Raw genomic sequence first — 19,007 nt, 5'->3', positions numbered from 1 at the left:
TCAATTCTCTACCAACTGTGCGTTTACGGTATCGACCTGCAGGCCTGATCCGTCAAACGTATCCGGAACCGCCATCAAAGGATGACTATCCACAACGCCCGGGGACTTCAACACCGGGAACTGACGCTGTACCCAGCGCAGGGTTTCTACTGCAGGACTGTTCAGCAGTAGTTTGGCGGAAGGAAACTTCCATAACAGGCGGTCGACACTGTCATTCGGTTCATATTCGACATCACCGATACCATCGCCATCCATATCCCAGCCCAGATAGTCGCTCCAGAAGTTACCGACTCCGCTATGGGACCAGTCCTGCTTACGGGTAGCGACATATTTAACCTGCTCTTTGTTACTGATAAAGGCGTTACCGCTGAGCACGTTGTCTTCGGAACCCGCGGTCAGGTGGATACCCATATCACTCTCGGCAAACAGATTGTCGCGAATCTCATTGAACAGCGAGTTGTAGATAAACAGCGCCTTTCCTTCCAGCCCCGCCAGGTTAGTCTGCTGCTGCATATGCGGGTTACGGTTGTTCTGCACCCCTTCGACCCGGTTACCGGTCAGGGTCGAATTGGTGATGTAGTTCATCAGAATGCCGTAGTTGGCATCATTCTTTGAACGGTTACCGATCACGGTCAGATACTTAGACTGCATCAGGGCGTACCCGGTACGGGTATTGGTGGTGACGTTATCTTTCACCAGATTATGATAGGAGTACATATAGTGCACGCCGTATCGCAGGTCATGCAGCTTATTACCGATCAGCTCATTCTTGTTACTGGTATCGATATAGATACCGTCGCGGGTATGCCAGACTTCATTGTCTTTAGCCAAAGTTCCGGTCACGTTATACAGATGAATGCCGTTGCCGCGATCGGAAGAGCGCATGCTCAGATCGCCTTCTACCTTGTTTGCAACGATCTGCGTGCCTGGGGCTGCATCAACCCAGACGCCAAAGCCGCCGCCCTGCAGATAGTTGTTTTCGATACGGGTATTGGCCGCCCCACGGGAGACGAATACTCCGGAATCCAGGGTGGTAAGATCAACACCCCAGTTCTGAATTCGTAAGTTGTGAATATAAGAATCGGTCGAATCGACCTGCAGCGTGTGGCCTTTCTTGTTGCCATCCAGCACTGCGCCTTCTGCACCGGTCAGTTCGACCGTTTTAGAAAGGATAAAATTACCGTAATGGACCCCTTGCGAAAGAATAACCTGATCACCGTCCCGGACATTGTCCAAAACCGCTTGTAGATCATCAGAAGGGGAAACATTGATAGTTTCTGCCTGGGCAGAAGAGATAAAAACTGCACTTAACATACAGCCTAACAAACCGCCCAGCGCCCTGTTCTTACGGGCAATCAACCGAGCATACAACAAACCCATAAAGTCATTCCTATTGGGTGAAAACATCTGACCCGAAGTACAACAATATCAGTATGATAATATCTTCGGGTCAGAGTAGTAAGGTAGCTCACTGTATAAGCTGAGCTAACTTACATCAAGGTACAGATATGACTTTAAATAAAGTCACAGATGTAACCTTAAGCAGGCTCAACCAGCATCCGGCCACGCATCTCCATATGAAGCGCATGACAGAACCAGTTACAGTAGTACCAATGTACACCAACCTGGTCAGCTTTAAAGGTGATAGACGCAGTCTGCTGTGGGCTGATCTCCATCTGCGCACCGTGGTTTACCATACAGAAACCGTGGCTCACGTCTTCGATCTCATCCAGGTTAGTGACGATAACGGTAACTTCATCACCCTGCTTAACAGTAAACTCGTTCAGACCATAGTTAGGTGCAACAGAGGTCATGTAAACACGAACCTTGTTTCCGTCACGGATAACCTTGCTATCTGTTTCCAGGTTAACGCCGTCTTTCTCAGCCATCTTCACAGTGGTTGCGAAAGTCGGGTCTTTACGGTCGTACAGCTTGCGAGTCTTAACCTTAGAACGGTGAACCATCATACAATCATGCGGTTCAGCGAACGCAGGACCATCGTGGATCAGCTTCATTTCGTCGCCAGAGATATCGATCAGCTGATCGTTCTCAGCGTGTAGCGGGCCACACTTCAGGAAACGGTCTTTAGAGAACTTCTGCAGAGATACCAGGTACTGACCATCAGCATCACGGGTTTCACCCATGGTAGTGTGGTTGTGACCAGGCTGATAATGTACGTCCAGCTTCTGAAGAATGTAATCTACTTTCTCACCGTTGTAGAAACGGATCGCTTTCTCGACATCCCACTTAACTATCTGGCTGTCGATGAACACAGTAGTAAAGGCGCTACCACGACCGTCGAATGCGGTGTGTAGAGGCCCCAGACCCAGCTCAACTTCAGCAACTACGGTATCACGTGGCTGAATTTCGTTAGCGAACAGCGCATCAAACTTATCCAGCTGGAATACAGTAACGGTTGGAGAAAGCTTGCCGTTTGCTACTGCGTACTTACCGCCTGGAGCTGTGTTGATACCGTGCGGGTTCTTAGGTACTGGTACGTAACGGGTCAGTTCAGAACCTTTACGACCGTCGACTACAGGTACATCAGAGCCTGGCAGGGTAATAAACTTACCGGCTTTAACCGCAGCTTCGATACGCTCGATGTTGAAGATAACCAGATGGTCACGCTCATTACGCATAGAACCCGGCAGGTCAATTGCACCTTCAGAGTTATAGCAGGTAGAGAACGCATACTTACCGGTGTAGTCGGCATCGGTGTTATCCAGGTTGCCGTCTACGATTACCTGCCATGCAACGTCCATGGACTCAGCGTCCAGACCGTTAAACATAGTGTAGTAACCTTCCACATCATCCATATTCAGGCCGTTATTAGGGTGCGGCATACGGAATTCAGCGTTAGCGAAGATATACTTAGTATAAGGTACTTTCTGTACACGCAGACCGTGAATCGCCTGACAGTTTGGCACTGTAGTGATCTTATCAGTCTTCATGATATCACCGCGGATACGGGCAACACGGGTGTTAGCCTTATCGTTGATGAAGATGTACTTACCGTCGTAATGACCGTCGGTCATCGACATGTGCGGGTGGTGGCAGTCACCGTTCAGAGGTGCATTCTCACCCAGAACTTCTTTAGACTCGTTAGTCAGGCCCCAACCAGTTGCACTATCGACGTTGAAAACAGGGATTCGCATCAGCTCACGCATTGAAGGCAAGCCCAACACTCGAACCTCGCCCTGATGACCACCACTCCAGAAGCCGTAGTACTCATCCAGCTCACCCGGGCCTACAGTGTGCTTAGCATCAGAAGATGCATGCGCTACAGATGGCATCAGAGCGCCACCCATCGTCGCGCCCATAGCACCAGCAGCACCGACCAGAGCAGCAGAGCCGCCCAGGAACAGACGACGGCTGAGCTTCACGTGCTCGCTTGCCTGTGAATCTTCAGTATCGATCACAGGAAGGTTCTTATCCTTAGGATCTATCATGGTTTGATCTCCACAAAATACGCCCAACGCCTATGCCGGGCGATAATTTAATTAGGCGCCCGACTGTACCGTCAGGTCGTCAATTTCTACTGCCGGAATTTTTTTCAGAGCAGCTTCTTGCTTAGCTTTCTTACGTTTTTTCTGTACCAGTGGTGGACACTTGTCATCACGGTAATAGGTCACCTGACAATCCAGACACTGGTGGCATTCGTTTGCGTTGATAGTGCCATCCGGGTGGATCGCCTGGATCTCGCATTCATTGGCACAAATCTTACAAGGCTGACCACACTCTTTGCGGCGCTTAAGCCAGTCAAAGAGACGCAGGCGGGCTGGAATCGCCAGTGCTGCACCCAGAGGGCAGATGTAACGGCAATACACTTTGCGGGTGAATATGTTGATCACCAGCAGGAATACCGCGTAGAACACATAACCCCAGTCACGCTGAAACTTGAGCAGGAAAGTGGTCTTAAACGGCTCAATCTCAGCATATTTTTCGGCTTCAGCCAGAGACTCCAGTGAGACCGCAAACAGGCCCAGCAGAATCACATATTTCAGAGCCCAAAGACGCTCATGCACCGCAAATGGCAGATCAAATTGTCTAATTTTAAGCTTACGCGCCAGCTCATTAATCAGTTCCTGCGCCGCACCAAACGGACACAACCAGCCGCAGAAGATACCTCGGCCCCAGAGCAGCATGGTCATCGCAGTAAAGCCCCACAGGATGAACAGCATCGGATCAAGCAGGAACAGGTCCCACTGGAAGTCCCCTTTCAGGGCATGAACAAAGGTAAATACGTTAACTACCGACAGCTGACCCAGGGTGTACCAGCCGATAAAGAACACGGTGAACACCAGATAGGCACGACGAATACCGTGCATCAGACGCGGGTAACGAACCAACACATCCTGAATGAAGATCACGATAAACAGCACTGCGAGTGCAATTGTCAGCACAACAATTTGAAAAGCTTTCTCTTTCCAGATAGAAACCCAAAGCGCTTCCGGCTCTGGCTCAACGATTGGTTCTGGACGATCCAAATACTTTTCAGGCGTCAGGTAGTCCCCGTTGAAACTTGTGAAGATACTATCCAGCGCGCCTATTTGGCGGCGTACCAGAAGTTCCAGCTGCCAGGGGGTACCCAGGTCGAAATCATACTGGTTGCGAACAATAAAGATCGCCATCTCACGAAAGCCTGGGAAGCCCTCTATGTAGACATCATCAAGACGGTAGTAATCGGTATCATGGAAGCTGATCGCCTTACCGGCTTGCTGCAACTGAGTACGATCAAAGATACCGCCACGCACATAGCCATTACCCTTGAACGAATACTGACCTTCGCCCATCACCGCCAGCGCCTGATCACCTTCTCCCAGCTCACCCATCAACCATTGATACTGATCATCGCCCAATAGATTACGGCCGATGCTTGGCACATTCAGCGGCGCATAGTACATATCGATGAACATGCGTTGTTGCTGTTCTGCAGTACGATTGCCTTTCGTTGCGGCCTCAGTACCCTCAAACGCTTTATCAATATCGCCTTCAACCAGCATCAGACGGCGAATAGAGCCGTCACCGGTTAGCGTATTCCAGTCCGCTTTGGCAAAAACATCGGGCTTAATAGTTGCAGGAGGAACGACTGCCTGTTCTGACAAACCAGCAATGCCGAGTACCTGTGCAACCTTGCGCGCCGAGCGCATAATGGCTTCGTTGACCACCATCACCGTTACAGTCGCACCGGCAACTACATCGACGTTGATTACATCGTCATTATTACCTGCACCGACCCGAACTTTGTCGGTAACATTCAGGCCTTCGTAAGCGGCGGCAAAATCAAACAGTTTCTGTTCCGGTATACCGACCAGCAGAATCGGCTCATGATGCTCAAGTATCCTGGTGGCCCTGATTTTACCTTCGGTATCCATCACGATAAGCGTGTTTACCGGCTTGCCGGAATAGGCTGGAATTTTAGTTACATCATCGGTTTCGAAACCGTAACCGAGTACTTCATCGCCTTTATAGGCGGTCCAGGCAAGCATTTTGCCTTCGGCAACCGGTTGTTTTTTGCCTACGGAAGAGGCTTGCGGGAATGCTGCGTTTATTGTTTCCAGCTTCTGATCGTCAGAAACAGTTACCATCGCTGAAGCGACAGGTGAAAAAAGGACAACTGCCATCAGGCAGAAGAGAGAGATCAGATGCTTTTTGAAAGACCTGATCATATGTGAACTGTCAGACAATTCCATTTTGGTTACCACACTTGCAAAAAAGGTTATCGGGTAGTGTCGTCCTCTGCCTTCACTGAAACAGGTCAGGCAGCCCTGGCAACTGCTACTTCGATACCTCTGTAATCGTAAACTTCATCATGTTTTCTTGCTTTTGTCCTGATACAGCGCACTGATTCAGGACAGGCAACTTTGGTACCGATTACTTCAACACCTCAGTAATCGTAAACTTCATCATGTTCTCTTGCTTCAGGCGGAAACGGATATGCTGCCCTTCCTGAAAATCAGCGACAGAGATCCCTGGCGCAAGGTTAAATTTCATCTGCATCGCAGCCATTTTCCATTCAGCTATCGGTTGATGCTGAACTTTAAGTTGAGCAGTGTTACTTAAAACGCCCTTAACCATACCGGTAGCGATAACCTCTTCGGCCATCATCTTCATGCCCGCATGATTTTCCATATTGTGCTGACTGTGCTCTGCGCCTGCCATAACTGGCTGCTGATGTTTCATATCACCAGCAGTCACTGTTGTACTGATCAGCGTTGCGGTAACAATTGCGCCTACTAAAGCGGCAGCAGCTGTAGCTGCTGTAAGAAAGGAATTACTGCTGATTAGTTTCACATCTGGCTCCTGATATTCTCAACACATGCGACAATTTGCCACACCGAGATAGTACCAAGGGAAAATAGCGTGTTACTTGATAATCATCAATCATGACAGAAATGACAACAAAAAGAATAAACTTTTACTATTCAAATAGTTAAGCGCTAAAAATACCTCTCAAGAGGTATGCACGAATAAACATATAAGCTTATTCAATTCTGGCAATAAACGATCGACTGCCCTGCTGATGTTTTCTGTTAATGAAGACAGTGGATAAATTGACACTTGCGCTGCAAGCTGTCGAAGATTCTGAAGCTAATTCTTTTAAGCCGTAACCTGCGTTATATCGATAACCTTTCTCGCTTTTCCAGCAGCAGATCAAACTCTTGCGCCGGTAGTGGTCTGGCGAACAGGTAACCCTGGCCATAGTCACAGCCTGCGGCAACTAACAATTCTCTTTGCTGCTCTGTTTCAACACCTTCCGCAATTACCTTAATACCCAGCTTGTGGGCCATCACGATAATAGCTTCGCATAACACATGGTCATCAGAATCAGGCTGCAGATTACGGACAAAACTCTGATCAATTTTCAGGTAATCGATATCAAAATGTTTCAGGTATGAGAGTGAAGAATAACCGGTGCCAAAATCATCCAGCGACACTTCAACTCCGGCATCCCTGAAGCCAAGCAGTTTATGACTCACCTTCTTACTGGCTTCCATTAACAGCCCTTCGGTAATTTCAATGGTCACCGATGAGCCTTCAAGGTTCAGTGCCGCCAGCTGGGCAAACCATAGCCCCTGATCACAAGTCTCAGAGCGGAACTGAACGGGGGAAGTATTAATACTGACCTGAATATCAATGCCCTGCTGCTGCCAATTGGCAACCTGTTGTATCGCCTCACTGAATACCCAGTTACCGATATCGACAATCATTCCGGTGTCTTCTGCTACCGGAATAAAGTCCATCGGCGGAACCATCCCCTGCACCGGATGATGCCAGCGAATCAACGCTTCGGCTTTATGCAACCGGCCGCTGTTAAGATCAATTATCGGTTGGTAAAACAGTTCAAATTGTTGCAGAGACAAGGCGTTACGCAGATCATTCACCAGCAACCTGCGCTGCTGAGCCTGCCCCTCCATCTCACGGGTAAAGTAATGAAATCCATTTCTACCTCTGGATTTAGCCGCGTACATCGCCTGATCGGCGTTTTTCAGCAATAAATCGATACTCCCGGCGTCATCCGGATATAAAGTAATGCCGATACTTGCAGAAACATAGACTTGATTCTGGTTCAGGTTAAAAGGCTCGCTCATTAACGTCAGAATCTGCTGGGCGACCCGCTCTACCACCTTAAAATCATCCAGCTCCCCGAGAATAATCGTAAACTCATCACCACCCAATCGCGCGACGGTATCCGTATCCCTGATACAACTTTGTAAACGTCTGGCCGCTTGCTTAAGCAGCAGGTCGCCATGGTCATGGCCAAGGCTGTCGTTGACCTCTTTAAAGTGATCAAGGTCCATCAGCATGACGGCTACTTTTTGTCGTGCGCGGGATGATTTCTTCATCTGCTGCCCCAGCCGATCATAAAAAGTACGCCGGTTCGGAAGCTGTGTCAGTGGATCAAAGTGCGCCATGTGCGCCAGTTCCTGATGCGCCCGCTTCTGTTCAGCCAGACTGATATCGATGCAGTACATCTCACGCTGCCCCTGCCCGGCTTGCAACATCACATGGCTGGAGAAGACCGGTATTCGAGAGCCCGTTTTATGCAACAATTCCAGCTCAGAAGCAGGAATAGCTAATCCCTGTTCAAGCCAGCTACGATGAGCTTCAATTACCTGATCTTTTAATTCAGGGGGTATTATCAGGTCTTCGAGCTTCCGCCCAATCGCTTCCATACTACTGTAACCATAGAGCGCGGTACTGGCATCGTTCCAGTAGATCACACGACGCTCTTCGTCGTAGCCCTGCACCGCAATCGCCGGCAGGCTCTCAATCAGTTCACGAAAGCGAAACTCACTCTCCCTGACTAACAGTTCAGCCATTTTCTGATCGGTAATATCGAGGATCAAGCCTCTTAGCCAGCGCGGCTTTCCATCTTGCAACACAACATTTACCATATCCCGCAGCCATACTGTAGCTCCCTGCTTATTGATAAAGCGGTACTCAAATACATGATCCCTCAGCTGTTGGCTTTCATCACAGAAAAGAGCGACAGCCCATTCACGGTCTTCAGGATGGATATGCTGCGACCAGAAACCAGGTTGTTGCCACTCATGCGGGGTATAGCCAAACAACCGCTCAGCGTTGTCACTCACAGAGATAAAGCACAGTGTTTCAGCATCCGCTTCCCAGACCATTCCGTCGGTCGTCTCTACCAAATTACGAAACTTTTTTTCACTGAGCCGATGAGCCTGTTCAGATCGCCTCAGCCGATAGTTCCAGTAGACAAATACCAGCATCAGCGACACAACTGCTAACACATATTTTACCAATTCAGCGGGTTGAATACCTGACGGCATTTCCAATCCCCGCCAATGATCATAAATATGATCCCGTTCCTGCTGAGAGATACTCGCCAGCGTTTTGTCGATAATTGAAGCCAGCAGCGGGTTTTCTTTATTCACCGCTATTCTGAAATCACTCTGATAATCGGTGTGGCCTGAGAAACTAAGATTGAGGATGCCCTGCTGCTTCATTGTATGGCTTGCTGCTGTTGCATCGCCGACAAAGGCCTCCGCATTGCCTTGCGCTACCATCCATAAAGCTTCTTCAATAGAGGAAGTATTTATAATGTTGATTGCCGGATAATCCCGCTTCAGCAGTTCATTGGTATAGTGACCTTTATGGATAACAACTGTCTTGCCCTCCAGTCGCTTCAGGTTGCCAATATAGCCTTTAGCCTGTTCACTGATGATCACAGCCACACTGGACAGATACGGCTCACTAAACAGCAGGAAGGCTTCACGCTCGTCGGTTTTAACCAGACAGGACATCAGGTCAAATTCACCGTTACGGGCTGACTTGAGCACGTCTGACCATGTGCTCTTAGTACTCACCGGTTCAATACTAACCCCAAGTCGCTGCTCCAGAAGGCCTATATAATCCGCTGCGATACCAGTATAGAGACCGTTCTCATCGATCCATTCATATGGGTCGAAGTTGCGGTCGATACCTAATTTCAGTACTGGATGCTGAATAAGCCAGGCTTGCTCCTGTTCGGTAAGGTCCAGCGACTCATGAAACTGATGCTTTACAATGCTATCTGCTTCAACAGTCGCTACTGAAAGAAAACAAACCAGTATAAGCAAGCAGGGCAATAAAGCCCGTAGCCGGGCCACCCGAAAAAATAAGGCGTTCTGTAATCCAAACATCCTTTATCCTTACAGATATCCATTGTTTGTCTTAGCGATCTCCTGAAATACAGCCCGATTGAAAGAAGACACTATCCAGAACAAGCATAGTGCAATTAATCTGTTTCACAGTGTCAGATATGCCAATTTGTGAAGAAACTATGTCCGCCGCCTTCAACCCTGGATCAAACGACCTCCCACTTTGATGAATCTGCTGATTGCCAGACACAACTTCAGCCCTATTATTAATTAACGCCTCGTAAAAGGGGCTAAAAAACAACTGTAATCATCAGGTTTTAATATGCGAATTTTAGTCGTCGATGATACCCGGCTGATCCGTGAGATGGTCAGCGCCATAATCAGGCATGAAGGATACACACCGGTCACCGCGTCGGGGGCCAGCGAAGCACTGGCCATATTGGACAATGATTCTATCGATCTGATCCTGATGGATGTGGAGATGCCGGAGATGGACGGCTTTGAGCTGACCCGGCTGATCCGGAAAAAACATCCGCAATGGGTACCGATTATATTTCTCACCGGCCAGAATGATGACCAGCACCTGGCTGAAGGTATCGATGCCGGTGGCGATGACTACCTTAACAAACCGGTTAACAGTACGGTGCTCAGCGCTAAGATTCGTGCCATGTCACGGATTGCGCAGATGAAAGCTGACCTGGACGAAGTTAACCTGCAGCTGCTTAAACTCACCCAGATCGACCCACTGACCGAAGTGGTTAACCGGCGCGGGCTGGACGAATCTCTCGAGCGAGCCTGGAGAATTCGTCAGCGAGAGCAGTCAGAACTGTCGCTTATATTCCTCGATATCGATCATTTCAAGCCTTATAACGATAACTACGGTCACCAGCAAGGCGATGAATGCCTTAAAACTTTCAGCCGGATCGTCAGTGATCAGTTACACCGACCTGCCGATATGCTGGCCCGCTTCGGGGGCGAAGAATTTGTGATTTTACTGCCCAATACCGATTTAGAGGGCGCGAAGAATATCTCAGATAAGATCCTGACAGCACTGGCCGGAAATAAAATTGAGCACAAATACTCAGAAACGGCAGATTATGTTACCGCCAGCATGGGCATTTCATCCAGCGCACAGGGCACCAGTAATGCTGAGGAACTGCTGCATCAGGCCGACAGTGCAGTCTATGAAGCGAAGGAAAGCGGCAGAAACCGGTTTGTCTGTTATTCACCCGTACAAACTGAGTTGCAGGCTGAATAACAGGCAGTTCAAATGATCAATGCTGATCGAACGGGCGCTACTTCTTCTTCAGTGGTGCCATACCATCGTCAGATACGATCTGGCGATTGGCCTGGCGGCGGTTCTTACGGTCCTGAGGTGCCTTAACCACCCGCTTCGGAGCAGCTTTAGCCCCCTTAGCAGCCGGTTTCTTCGCCACCGCTTTAGGCTTTGGCTTAACGCCTTTGAATTTACCTGTCAGGCCTTCCAGGGTCAGAAAGCTGATCTGCTGCTGCAGGAAACGTTCAACCCGCTTAAAAGAATCCCAGTCTTTAGGGCCAATCAGTGATGCGGCAACACCTTTGGCGCCGGCACGACCGGTGCGACCGATACGGTGCACATATTCTTCCGCCTGTTTCGGCATATCGAAGTTAACCACCAGTGATACCTGCAACAGGTCCAGTCCTCGCGATGCGACATCGGTGGTGATCAGCACCTGCTGTTGCCCCCGACTGAAGCTATCCATAATCCGGTTCCGTTCGGCCTGACTCATCTCACCGCTCAGCGCGGCGGTCTGTAAACCTTTGTCGATGAAAACCTTAGCCAGGCGATCAGTATCGGAACGGGTTGCGGTAAAAATTATCGCCTGTTGGTAGCTTTCTGTTTCCAGCAAGCGCTCCAGCAACGCCTGTTTATGATCGAGGTGATCACACAGGTAGAAACGCTGACTGATATCTTTATGTTCTTCGTTGGCCGCCCCGACAGCGATACGTTTCGGCGCTTTCAGCAGCTTCATCGCCATCTCGTCGACTTCGGCATGATCCAGGGTAGCCGAGAACATCAGGGTCTGGCGCAGACGGTGATCCGCCGCTTCATTGATCTGATTCAGTTGCTTTGCGAAACCCAGATCCAGCATCCGGTCCGCCTCATCCATAATCAGCAGCTCCAGACCTTTCAATACCAGTGTCCGCTCATCCAGATGATTCGCCAGACGACCCGGTGTCGCAACCACCAGATGGGGGTCTTTACTCAGATCTTTGGCCTGATCATTAAAATTCTCGCCACCCAGCACCAACACAGCCTTGAACTGAGTACCGGCAGTCAGGGCTCGCAACTGGGCATACACCTGTTTCGCCAGCTCCCGTGTCGGGGCAAGAATCACCGCCCGGGGATCACGTTTGCTCAGCGCCCGGCTTTTCATCAGCCGCTGCATAGCAGGCAGCAGAAAAGCCAGGGTTTTACCGGAGCCGGTCTTGGAAGAAGCGATCAGATCTTTGCCATTCAGCGCCACCGGTATTGCCTGGGCCTGAATATCAGTCGGGGTTTCAATGCCCATATGTTCAATTGCTTTAAACAGGCGGGAATCTAACCCCAGATCTTTAAATTGCTCAGCTTGTGCCAACGGAATGCTCCGGTAAATAAAAGAAAGGTGATGATAGCAGATCAGGTCGCCTGAGAATAAGCCCAGTGCTTTCTCTGCGGTACGCAAAGCAACCTGATGCGCAAAAGGCTAAGCAGTGGAAGGGCAAACCCTTTCCAAACAGCCAGACCAGGCAGAAGGTTGCTTTCGCGCCCCCCTCTCTTTAAAGAAGGTGGGCTTTCAGAGGTGCACGAAACCTGTTCGCAGACTCCTCAGGTCGCAATAATGACCCGTACCGCATCCAGTTTCAGTTGCGCCGCGGCCAGATGATCCAGCACCGCTGCTTTGGTTTCGCTAACGAATGCGATCTCATCTTCACGGATATTCGGATTGACCGCCGCCAGCGCAACCAGCCGTGACTCCTCAGCCCCCAGCAATTCTTCAACCTTGGCGTTGGCCGCATCAATAATGTCCGGCGCCTGTTTGTCGGCTATGGTCTCGGCAAAATCGACCATTTTGGTCACTTCAGCACGGGTATGCTTAACAATCTCAACGGCCTGGCGCTTGCCAACCCGTTCCGCCAGGTTATTAATATGCTTCTCGGTGAGAATGCCACTGAGATCAGCATTGTTAGTATCCACCACCACCCGGGTCAGGGTCTGCGGCAGGTAGCGCTGTATCTGCATCTGCTTTGGTGCAGTACAGTGCACGGTAAAGATCGCCTCCAGCAGCAAAGTACCCGGTTTCAAAGGCGGCAGTTTGATCGAGCAGAGCGCAGTATTACCAAATTCGCTGTCGATCACCATGTCCAGCGCACCACTGACGATCGGATGCTCCCAGCTAAGGAACTGCATATCCTCACGGCTCAGGGCGATATTCCGGTTATAGGTCGCCGTGACACCATCTTCCGGCAGGCCGGGAAAGCTCTCACAGTGCATATGCTCACCGGGGGTCAGAATAATGCAGTTACTGCTGTGGTGCTGCTGTTCAACACCGAACTGGTCAAACAAGCGCTCCATATACCGGCTCAGTTCATTGCTGGCGGTGGTCTGTTCAACGCTTTCGACAATATCCGCTGCTTTAACTGTATTACAGGAATTCAATTCCAGCAGACGATCACGCCCCTGCTGCAGATCAGCCAGTAAGGTATCCGTCGCAGCACGTGTATCGCTGATCAGTAACTCCTGCTCAGCCTCATCCAGCTCGCTATACAGCGCCGGGATCAGACGATCCAGGAACTGATCGAATAACACCTGACCTGCCGGACACGCCCGCTCGAAACAGTTCAGGCCTTCATGATACCAGTCCAGCAACAGCGCCTGAGCGCCGAACTCATAGTAAGGTACATGGATCTGTACATCGTTACGCTGACCGATACGGTCCAGGCGACCGATCCGCTGTTCCAGCAGATCTGGATTTAACGGCAGGTCAAACAGCACCAGGTTGCTGGCGAACTGGAAGTTGCGGCCTTCACTGCCAATTTCAGAACAGATAAGTACCTGTGCACTCTCGTCTTCATCGGCAAAATACGCTGCAGCCCGGTCACGATTAACCAGTGACATCCCCTCATGGAATACCGAGGAGCGGATACCTTCATACAGACGCAGATGTTCTTCCAGGGATTTAGCGGTTTCGGCATAGGCACAGATTACCAGTGCTTTCTGATCACGATTTTGTTTCAGCCAGTCCACCAGCCACTCAACCCGGGGGTCGGCTTCCAACCAGCGATCCGCCAGAATCAGTTCAGGATGCAGCAGCTGATCCAGCTCAGCCTCCGCCATCAGGTCTTTCTCGCTTTCCAGATACAGATCAGGCTCCGGCAGCGCATAGCTATGCAGGATACGCTGCGGGAAACCGGCAACACCGTCACGGGTGTTACGGAACAACACCCGACCAGTACCATGATGATCAAGCAAGCTGTTTACCGCATCGTCCAGCGCATGTTCAAGAGTGTCATTGGCCAGTTCTTCCTGCAGCTGGGCAACGGTTTCAGCACCAAGGTAAGTGGTTAGCTGTTGAAATACTTCCGGGGCATCCTGCAGCTGTTCTTTAGCATCTTCAGCTAACAGCTGCTCGACCAGCTTACTGACCGGCTGATAACTGGTTTCCTCTTCACGGAACTTCTCCAGATCGTAGTAACGATCCGGATCAAGCAGGCGCAGACGGGCAAAATGGCTGTTCACCCCCAGCTGCTCCGGTGTTGCGGTCAGCAGCAACAGGCCTTTGACTTCCCGGGCCAGGGCTTCGATACAGAGATATTCAGGGCTGGACTGTTCTTCAGACCAGCTCAGGTGGTGGGCTTCATCCACTACCAGCGTGTCCCAACCGGCATCCAGAGCCTGGATCAGGCGATCCGGGCTGGATTTCAGGAACGACAGATTACACAGCACTAACTGAGCGCTTTCAAACGGGTTGATACCATCGTTCGATAGTTCCAGTGCCTGACAACGCAACTCATCCAGAATGGAAAAACGCAGATTAAAGCGTCGCAGCATCTCGATCAGCCACTGATGTACCAGGCTATCCGGCACGACGATCAATACCCGGTTTGCCTTACCGCTGACCAGTTGCTGATGCAGGATCAGACCCGCTTCAATAGTTTTACCCAGGCCAACTTCGTCGGCCAGCAAAACCCTTGGCGCAAAACGACGGGAAACCTGGTGGGCGATATAAAGCTGGTGCGGCAGCAGTTGTACCCGGCCACCGATCAGGCCATAGCTTTCTGACTGAAAATGGTTGAACTGATGCTTCAGGCTCTGAACCCGCAGGTTAAAGCGGGAGTTCTTCTCCACCTGACCGGCAAACAAGCGGTCATGGGGTTTACTGAAATGTACCGAGCTATCCAGATCGATCTCTTCAAAACTGAACATATCGCCATCCCGGTCGGAACCGTGATAGACCATGCAACCATCCAGCTCTTCCGCTTCCTCGATGGTAATTTTCATACCCAGGGCGGAGCTCACTTTCTCACCGACAGGATAGATAACCCGGCTCAGAGGCGCGTTATCAGTCGCATAAGTACGCTCCTCCTCTACGGCAGGATAACTAATCACGACACGGCGGTTTGCCACCTCTACCACAATACCCAGCCCCAGGCTGGACTCGGTGTTACTGATCCAGCGTTGACCGGCAATAAACTCAGACAAAAGACAGCTCTCTTTCAATACAACTTTTCAAATTATCAGGCAGGGCTGACTCTGACAAAAATACCCTGCATAAGCGCGGCATAATAGGCTTTTTCGGCCACTAAATAAAGCAACCTTCGAACAACTCTTACACCTCTCTTAAAAGCCCTGCTTTTGCACAATTAAGAGAGCTTACACTGGACTTAATTCACAGGATCCTGAACCCTCATAGAACAAAATATAGTATGCTTGCGGACAAATACTCTTCAGAGACTAAAGTAATAATGTCATTTCTCGATCTGGATCTTGATTTAGAGATCCTCGGAGCCCTTGCAGAAAACGATTTTCTGACACCAAGACCGATTCAGCAGCAGGCAATCCCGACCATTATGGACGGTTATGACCTGCTTGCATCGGCCCCTACCGGTACCGGTAAAACCCTGGCATTTGTCCTGCCTGCGCTACAGCATGTACTGGATTCTGAAGTCGACAGCAGCAGTGCGCCGCAGATCCTGATTATCAGCCCGACCCGCGAACTGGCTAAGCAGACTTATCAGGTAATACAGCAGCAAACGGCGCAGAGCCGGATCAACAGCTGCCTGATTCTCGGCGGCGTGCCATTCGGGATGCAGAAAGGCATGCTGGCAGAACCGATCGATATTCTGATAGCAACGCCAGGCCGCCTGCTGGAACTGAATGCACTTGAGTGGCTGGACCTGTCGGTTGTCGATATGCTGATTATCGATGAAGCTGACCGCATGCTGGATCTGGGCTTTATCGACGATATTAATCAAATTGCCGATGTCCTGCCCGAAAAACGCCAGACCCTGATGTTCTCCGCCACCCTTGAGGGTGAAAAAATCCAGCGCTTTGCTACCGACCTGCTGAATGAAGATTCCCAGTGCATCGCGGTCGAGCAACCGCGCCATATCCCTGAGAATATTCAGCAATCGGTGTATCAGGTCGATAATGAGCAACATAAACAGTTTCTGCTCAAGGCACTGCTGCAGTCCCGTGAGATCAATCAGGCGCTGATTTTCGTTAACAGTCGTAAACAGGTGGATCAGTGGGTGTCGCTTATCCGCAGTACAGGCCTGCAGTGCTATGGTCTGCACGGAGACCTGCGTCAGAGTGAACGGAACCAGCGTATTAAAGAGATGCGCCGCGGTCGTTTCAAGATCCTGGTCGCCACCGATGTCGTTGGCCGTGGCCTAGACCTGCCGGACCTTACCCATGTGGTTAACCTGCACCTGCCAATGAAAGCCGACAGCTACGTTCACCGTGCCGGACGTTCCGGCCGCGACGGCGCCAAAGGCACTGTCTGGTCACTGGTCGACAGCATGGACTGGCCAAGCCTTGGTCGTATCGAACGCTTCATCGGCACCAAACTGGAACGGGCGACCTACCCAGGACTAGGCGCACAGAAGCCGGAACCGAGCGATCAGAAGAAAGCTAAACCGAAAAAGCCGAAGGTAAAAGCCAAAGGCAGCAAGAAGGCGGTTAAGAAAGCCGCGGCTAAAAAGGAAGCGGCTAAAAAAGCCAAGCCAAAGAAGCGCGTTGGCAGAGGCCCTAAATCGCCGAAAAGTTCAAAAGAATAGTCTGATAATAAGAATAAAAAAACCGGAGCTAAGCTCCGGTTTTTTGTACTTGTTATGTAAGCAATAATCGTCAGGCGACTTTCACGGCTTCACAACCGCTGCGGCTGAACGCGGTCAGCATCGCCTGCAACGCTGCAGCAGAGGTGTCTTCAGCGATTGCTACCGCGCAATGCTCGACACCATCAACCTGAACCGCGATACAGGCCTGGGCATTGGCATCGGTACCGCCACTGATCGCCGTCTGTTCAAACTGAATCACTTCGAGCTGACAGCCATACTGCGCCGTCAAAGCGGCACACAATGCTTCCAGGGCACCGGCACCTTCCCCCCGCACCTTATGGTTACCAATACTGAATTGAGCACTGACCTTGTGAGCTTCTGTGTGCAGATCATAATCCTGCAACTGCCAGGACTGTGCCACCTGCACGAAGTGCTCATCGTATAGCTTTTTAATATTCACCGGCGAGACCTCAACACCGCTCTTTTCAGCCGCGCCTTGCACCACTTTACTCAGCGGAAAATGCATCCATTTCGGCAACTCAATACCGTAATCACGCTCCAGTACCAGCGCAACACCGCCCTTACCACTCTGACTGTTAATCCGCACTACTGCTTCGTACTCACGACCTATATCGCGGGGATCGATCGGCAGGTAAGCAACATCCCAGTGAGGTTTCTTATGCTCGGTATGATAGTTAACTGACTTACGGATAGCATCCTGATGACTGCCGGAAAAAGCGGTGTACACCAACTCTCCCGCCCATGGATGACGAACCGAAACCGGAATTTCAGTGCAACTTTCAACCACTTCGATTATTTCCATAATATTGGAAAAATCCAGCTTGGGATCAACACCCTGCGAGTACAGGTTCATACCCATGGTAATCACATCCATATTACCGGTACGCTCGCCATTACCCATCAGGGTTCCTTCAACACGATCGGCACCAGCCATCACGCCCAACTCTGTTGCGGCAACTGCGCAGCCCCGGTCATTATGGGTATGCAGGCTGATACGGACATCTTTGCGTTGCGCCAGATGACGGCAAAAATATTCAACCTGATCGGCAAATACATTCGGCGTCGACATCTCGACGGTGGATGGCAGGTTAATGATTACCTGACGGCCTTTTTCCGGCTGCCATTCGGCAATAACCGCATCACACACCTCAACAGCATAATCCAGTTCAGTACCGGTGAAGCTCTCCGGAGAGTACTGGAAGGTCCACTCGGTATCCGGGTGTTGCTCTGCATATTGCTGAACCCATTGCGCGCCCTGTATTGCAATAGCTTTAATACCTTCACGGGACTGGCCAAATACCTGTTCCCGCTGCACTGTAGAGGTTGAGTTATAAACATGGATAATGGCCTTCTTTACACCAGCCATCGCTTCATAGGTGCGTTTGATCAACTCTTCCCGCGCCTGGGTCAGTACCTGAATACTGACATCGTCAGGTATACGGTTTTCCTCAACCAGCTTACGAACAAAATCAAAATCCGGTTTTGAAGCGGAAGGAAAACCTACTTCAATCTCTTTAAAACCCAACTTTACCAGTAGCTCAAACAGGCGTGTTTTCTGTTCAACACTCATCGGATTTACCAGTGCCTGGTTACCATCCCGAAGATCAACACTGCACCAGTCCGGCGCCTGAGTGATCGTTTTATCCGGCCAGCTGCGGTCGGTTAAACGGATAGGTTGGAATGCACTGTATTTACGATGGTCGAACATAATATTGTCCTGATCGGATAGCTGCCACGGGCAGTTATTATTCTGGGTTTAATTTAATCTGGCTTTTAACAATTCTCAGTTGAAACTGAAACCCCGCTGCCTGACTGAGTCAAACCGCGGGGCCAAATCTGTCTTTCAGTATACTTGTGGTACACACTCCTCAGCTCGGTAAGCTGGTGCTCTGAACCGGATAGACACTGGTAGTGTTGTCTCCCACATCCGCTGGTAACGGTATGCTTTTAAGCTCTCGGCAACATATTTCTTGCTGCAGCAATCAATAGAACAAATTTTAATGAGTTTGCTGCGCAATTACCTATCTCAATCAAACAATTTACAAGCAATTGCGCAATATTATCAAACAAAATACA

Annotated in this window: 10 protein-coding genes; 2 read left to right on the top strand and 8 right to left on the bottom strand. The window is 50.3% G+C overall.

The window, feature by feature from the left end:
- The 5 genes from ACQUQM_RS00915 to ACQUQM_RS00895 all read right to left on the bottom strand — a co-directional run bounded on the left by ACQUQM_RS00915 (nt 1) and on the right by ACQUQM_RS00895 (nt 9,653).
- On the bottom strand, nt 1-1,380 hold the full coding sequence (locus ACQUQM_RS00915) for a nitrous oxide reductase family maturation protein NosD (RefSeq protein ID WP_432472614.1): 1,380 nt from the start codon (nt 1,378-1,380) through the stop codon (nt 1-3).
- Between the two features lie 158 nt (nt 1,381-1,538).
- Complete coding sequence (gene nosZ, locus ACQUQM_RS00910; protein WP_432472613.1) at nt 1,539-3,449, bottom strand: TAT-dependent nitrous-oxide reductase; 1,911 nt, start codon at nt 3,447-3,449, stop codon at nt 1,539-1,541.
- Between the two features lie 51 nt (nt 3,450-3,500).
- Nucleotides 3,501-5,693: a transcriptional regulator NosR gene (gene nosR, locus ACQUQM_RS00905; protein WP_432472612.1), complete on the bottom strand. Its 2,193-nt coding sequence runs from the start codon at nt 5,691-5,693 to the stop codon at nt 3,501-3,503.
- A gap of 181 nt (nt 5,694-5,874) precedes the next feature.
- Complete coding sequence (locus ACQUQM_RS00900) at nt 5,875-6,294, bottom strand: copper-binding protein (protein WP_432472611.1); 420 nt, start codon at nt 6,292-6,294, stop codon at nt 5,875-5,877.
- Nucleotides 6,295-6,617: 323 nt separating this feature from the next.
- Complete coding sequence (locus ACQUQM_RS00895; protein WP_432472609.1) at nt 6,618-9,653, bottom strand: EAL domain-containing protein; 3,036 nt, start codon at nt 9,651-9,653, stop codon at nt 6,618-6,620.
- A gap of 280 nt (nt 9,654-9,933) precedes the next feature.
- On the opposite strand from ACQUQM_RS00895, the gene ACQUQM_RS00890 reads away from it, so the two are divergent.
- Complete coding sequence (locus ACQUQM_RS00890) at nt 9,934-10,869, top strand: GGDEF domain-containing response regulator (protein ID WP_432472607.1); 936 nt, start codon at nt 9,934-9,936, stop codon at nt 10,867-10,869.
- 37 nt (nt 10,870-10,906) lie between these two features.
- Here the strand turns inward: ACQUQM_RS00890 and ACQUQM_RS00885 are convergent, their stop codons facing one another.
- Both ACQUQM_RS00885 and rapA read right to left on the bottom strand, forming a co-directional pair.
- Nucleotides 10,907-12,316 carry a DEAD/DEAH box helicase gene (locus tag ACQUQM_RS00885; RefSeq protein WP_432472606.1) on the bottom strand — a complete coding sequence of 470 codons (1,410 nt, stop codon included), beginning with the start codon at nt 12,314-12,316 and terminating at the stop codon, nt 10,907-10,909.
- A gap of 143 nt (nt 12,317-12,459) precedes the next feature.
- Nucleotides 12,460-15,333 carry an RNA polymerase-associated protein RapA gene (gene rapA / locus ACQUQM_RS00880; RefSeq protein ID WP_432472604.1) on the bottom strand — a complete coding sequence of 958 codons (2,874 nt, stop codon included), beginning with the start codon at nt 15,331-15,333 and terminating at the stop codon, nt 12,460-12,462.
- Nucleotides 15,334-15,596: 263 nt separating this feature from the next.
- On the opposite strand from rapA, the gene ACQUQM_RS00875 reads away from it, so the two are divergent.
- Nucleotides 15,597-16,910: a DEAD/DEAH box helicase gene (locus ACQUQM_RS00875; protein WP_432472603.1), complete on the top strand. Its 1,314-nt coding sequence runs from the start codon at nt 15,597-15,599 to the stop codon at nt 16,908-16,910.
- Between the two features lie 70 nt (nt 16,911-16,980).
- Here the strand turns inward: ACQUQM_RS00875 and leuA are convergent, their stop codons facing one another.
- Nucleotides 16,981-18,639: a 2-isopropylmalate synthase gene (gene leuA / locus ACQUQM_RS00870; protein ID WP_432472601.1), complete on the bottom strand. Its 1,659-nt coding sequence runs from the start codon at nt 18,637-18,639 to the stop codon at nt 16,981-16,983.
- Between the last annotated feature and the right edge of the window lie 368 nt (nt 18,640-19,007).

The organism is Amphritea sp. HPY (assembly GCF_050870985.1).
Taxonomy (GTDB): domain Bacteria; phylum Pseudomonadota; class Gammaproteobacteria; order Pseudomonadales; family Balneatricaceae; genus Amphritea.
Note: the sequence above shows the minus strand (reverse complement) of the source record. Positions and strands in the feature narration are given on the sequence as shown.

Excerpts from the sequence above, each read along its gene's own strand:
- nosZ (WP_432472613.1), bottom strand. The coding sequence starts at position 3,449 with ATGATAGATCCTAAGGATAAGAACCTTCCTGTGATCGATACTGAAGAT.
- nosR (WP_432472612.1), bottom strand. The coding sequence starts at position 5,693 with ATGGAATTGTCTGACAGTTCACATATGATCAGGTCTTTCAAAAAGCAT.
- ACQUQM_RS00895 (WP_432472609.1), bottom strand. The coding sequence starts at position 9,653 with ATGTTTGGATTACAGAACGCCTTATTTTTTCGGGTGGCCCGGCTACGG.
- leuA (WP_432472601.1), bottom strand. The coding sequence starts at position 18,639 with ATGTTCGACCATCGTAAATACAGTGCATTCCAACCTATCCGTTTAACC.
- ACQUQM_RS00915 (WP_432472614.1), bottom strand. The coding sequence starts at position 1,380 with ATGGGTTTGTTGTATGCTCGGTTGATTGCCCGTAAGAACAGGGCGCTG.
- ACQUQM_RS00890 (WP_432472607.1), top strand. The coding sequence starts at position 9,934 with ATGCGAATTTTAGTCGTCGATGATACCCGGCTGATCCGTGAGATGGTC.
- ACQUQM_RS00875 (WP_432472603.1), top strand. The coding sequence starts at position 15,597 with ATGTCATTTCTCGATCTGGATCTTGATTTAGAGATCCTCGGAGCCCTT.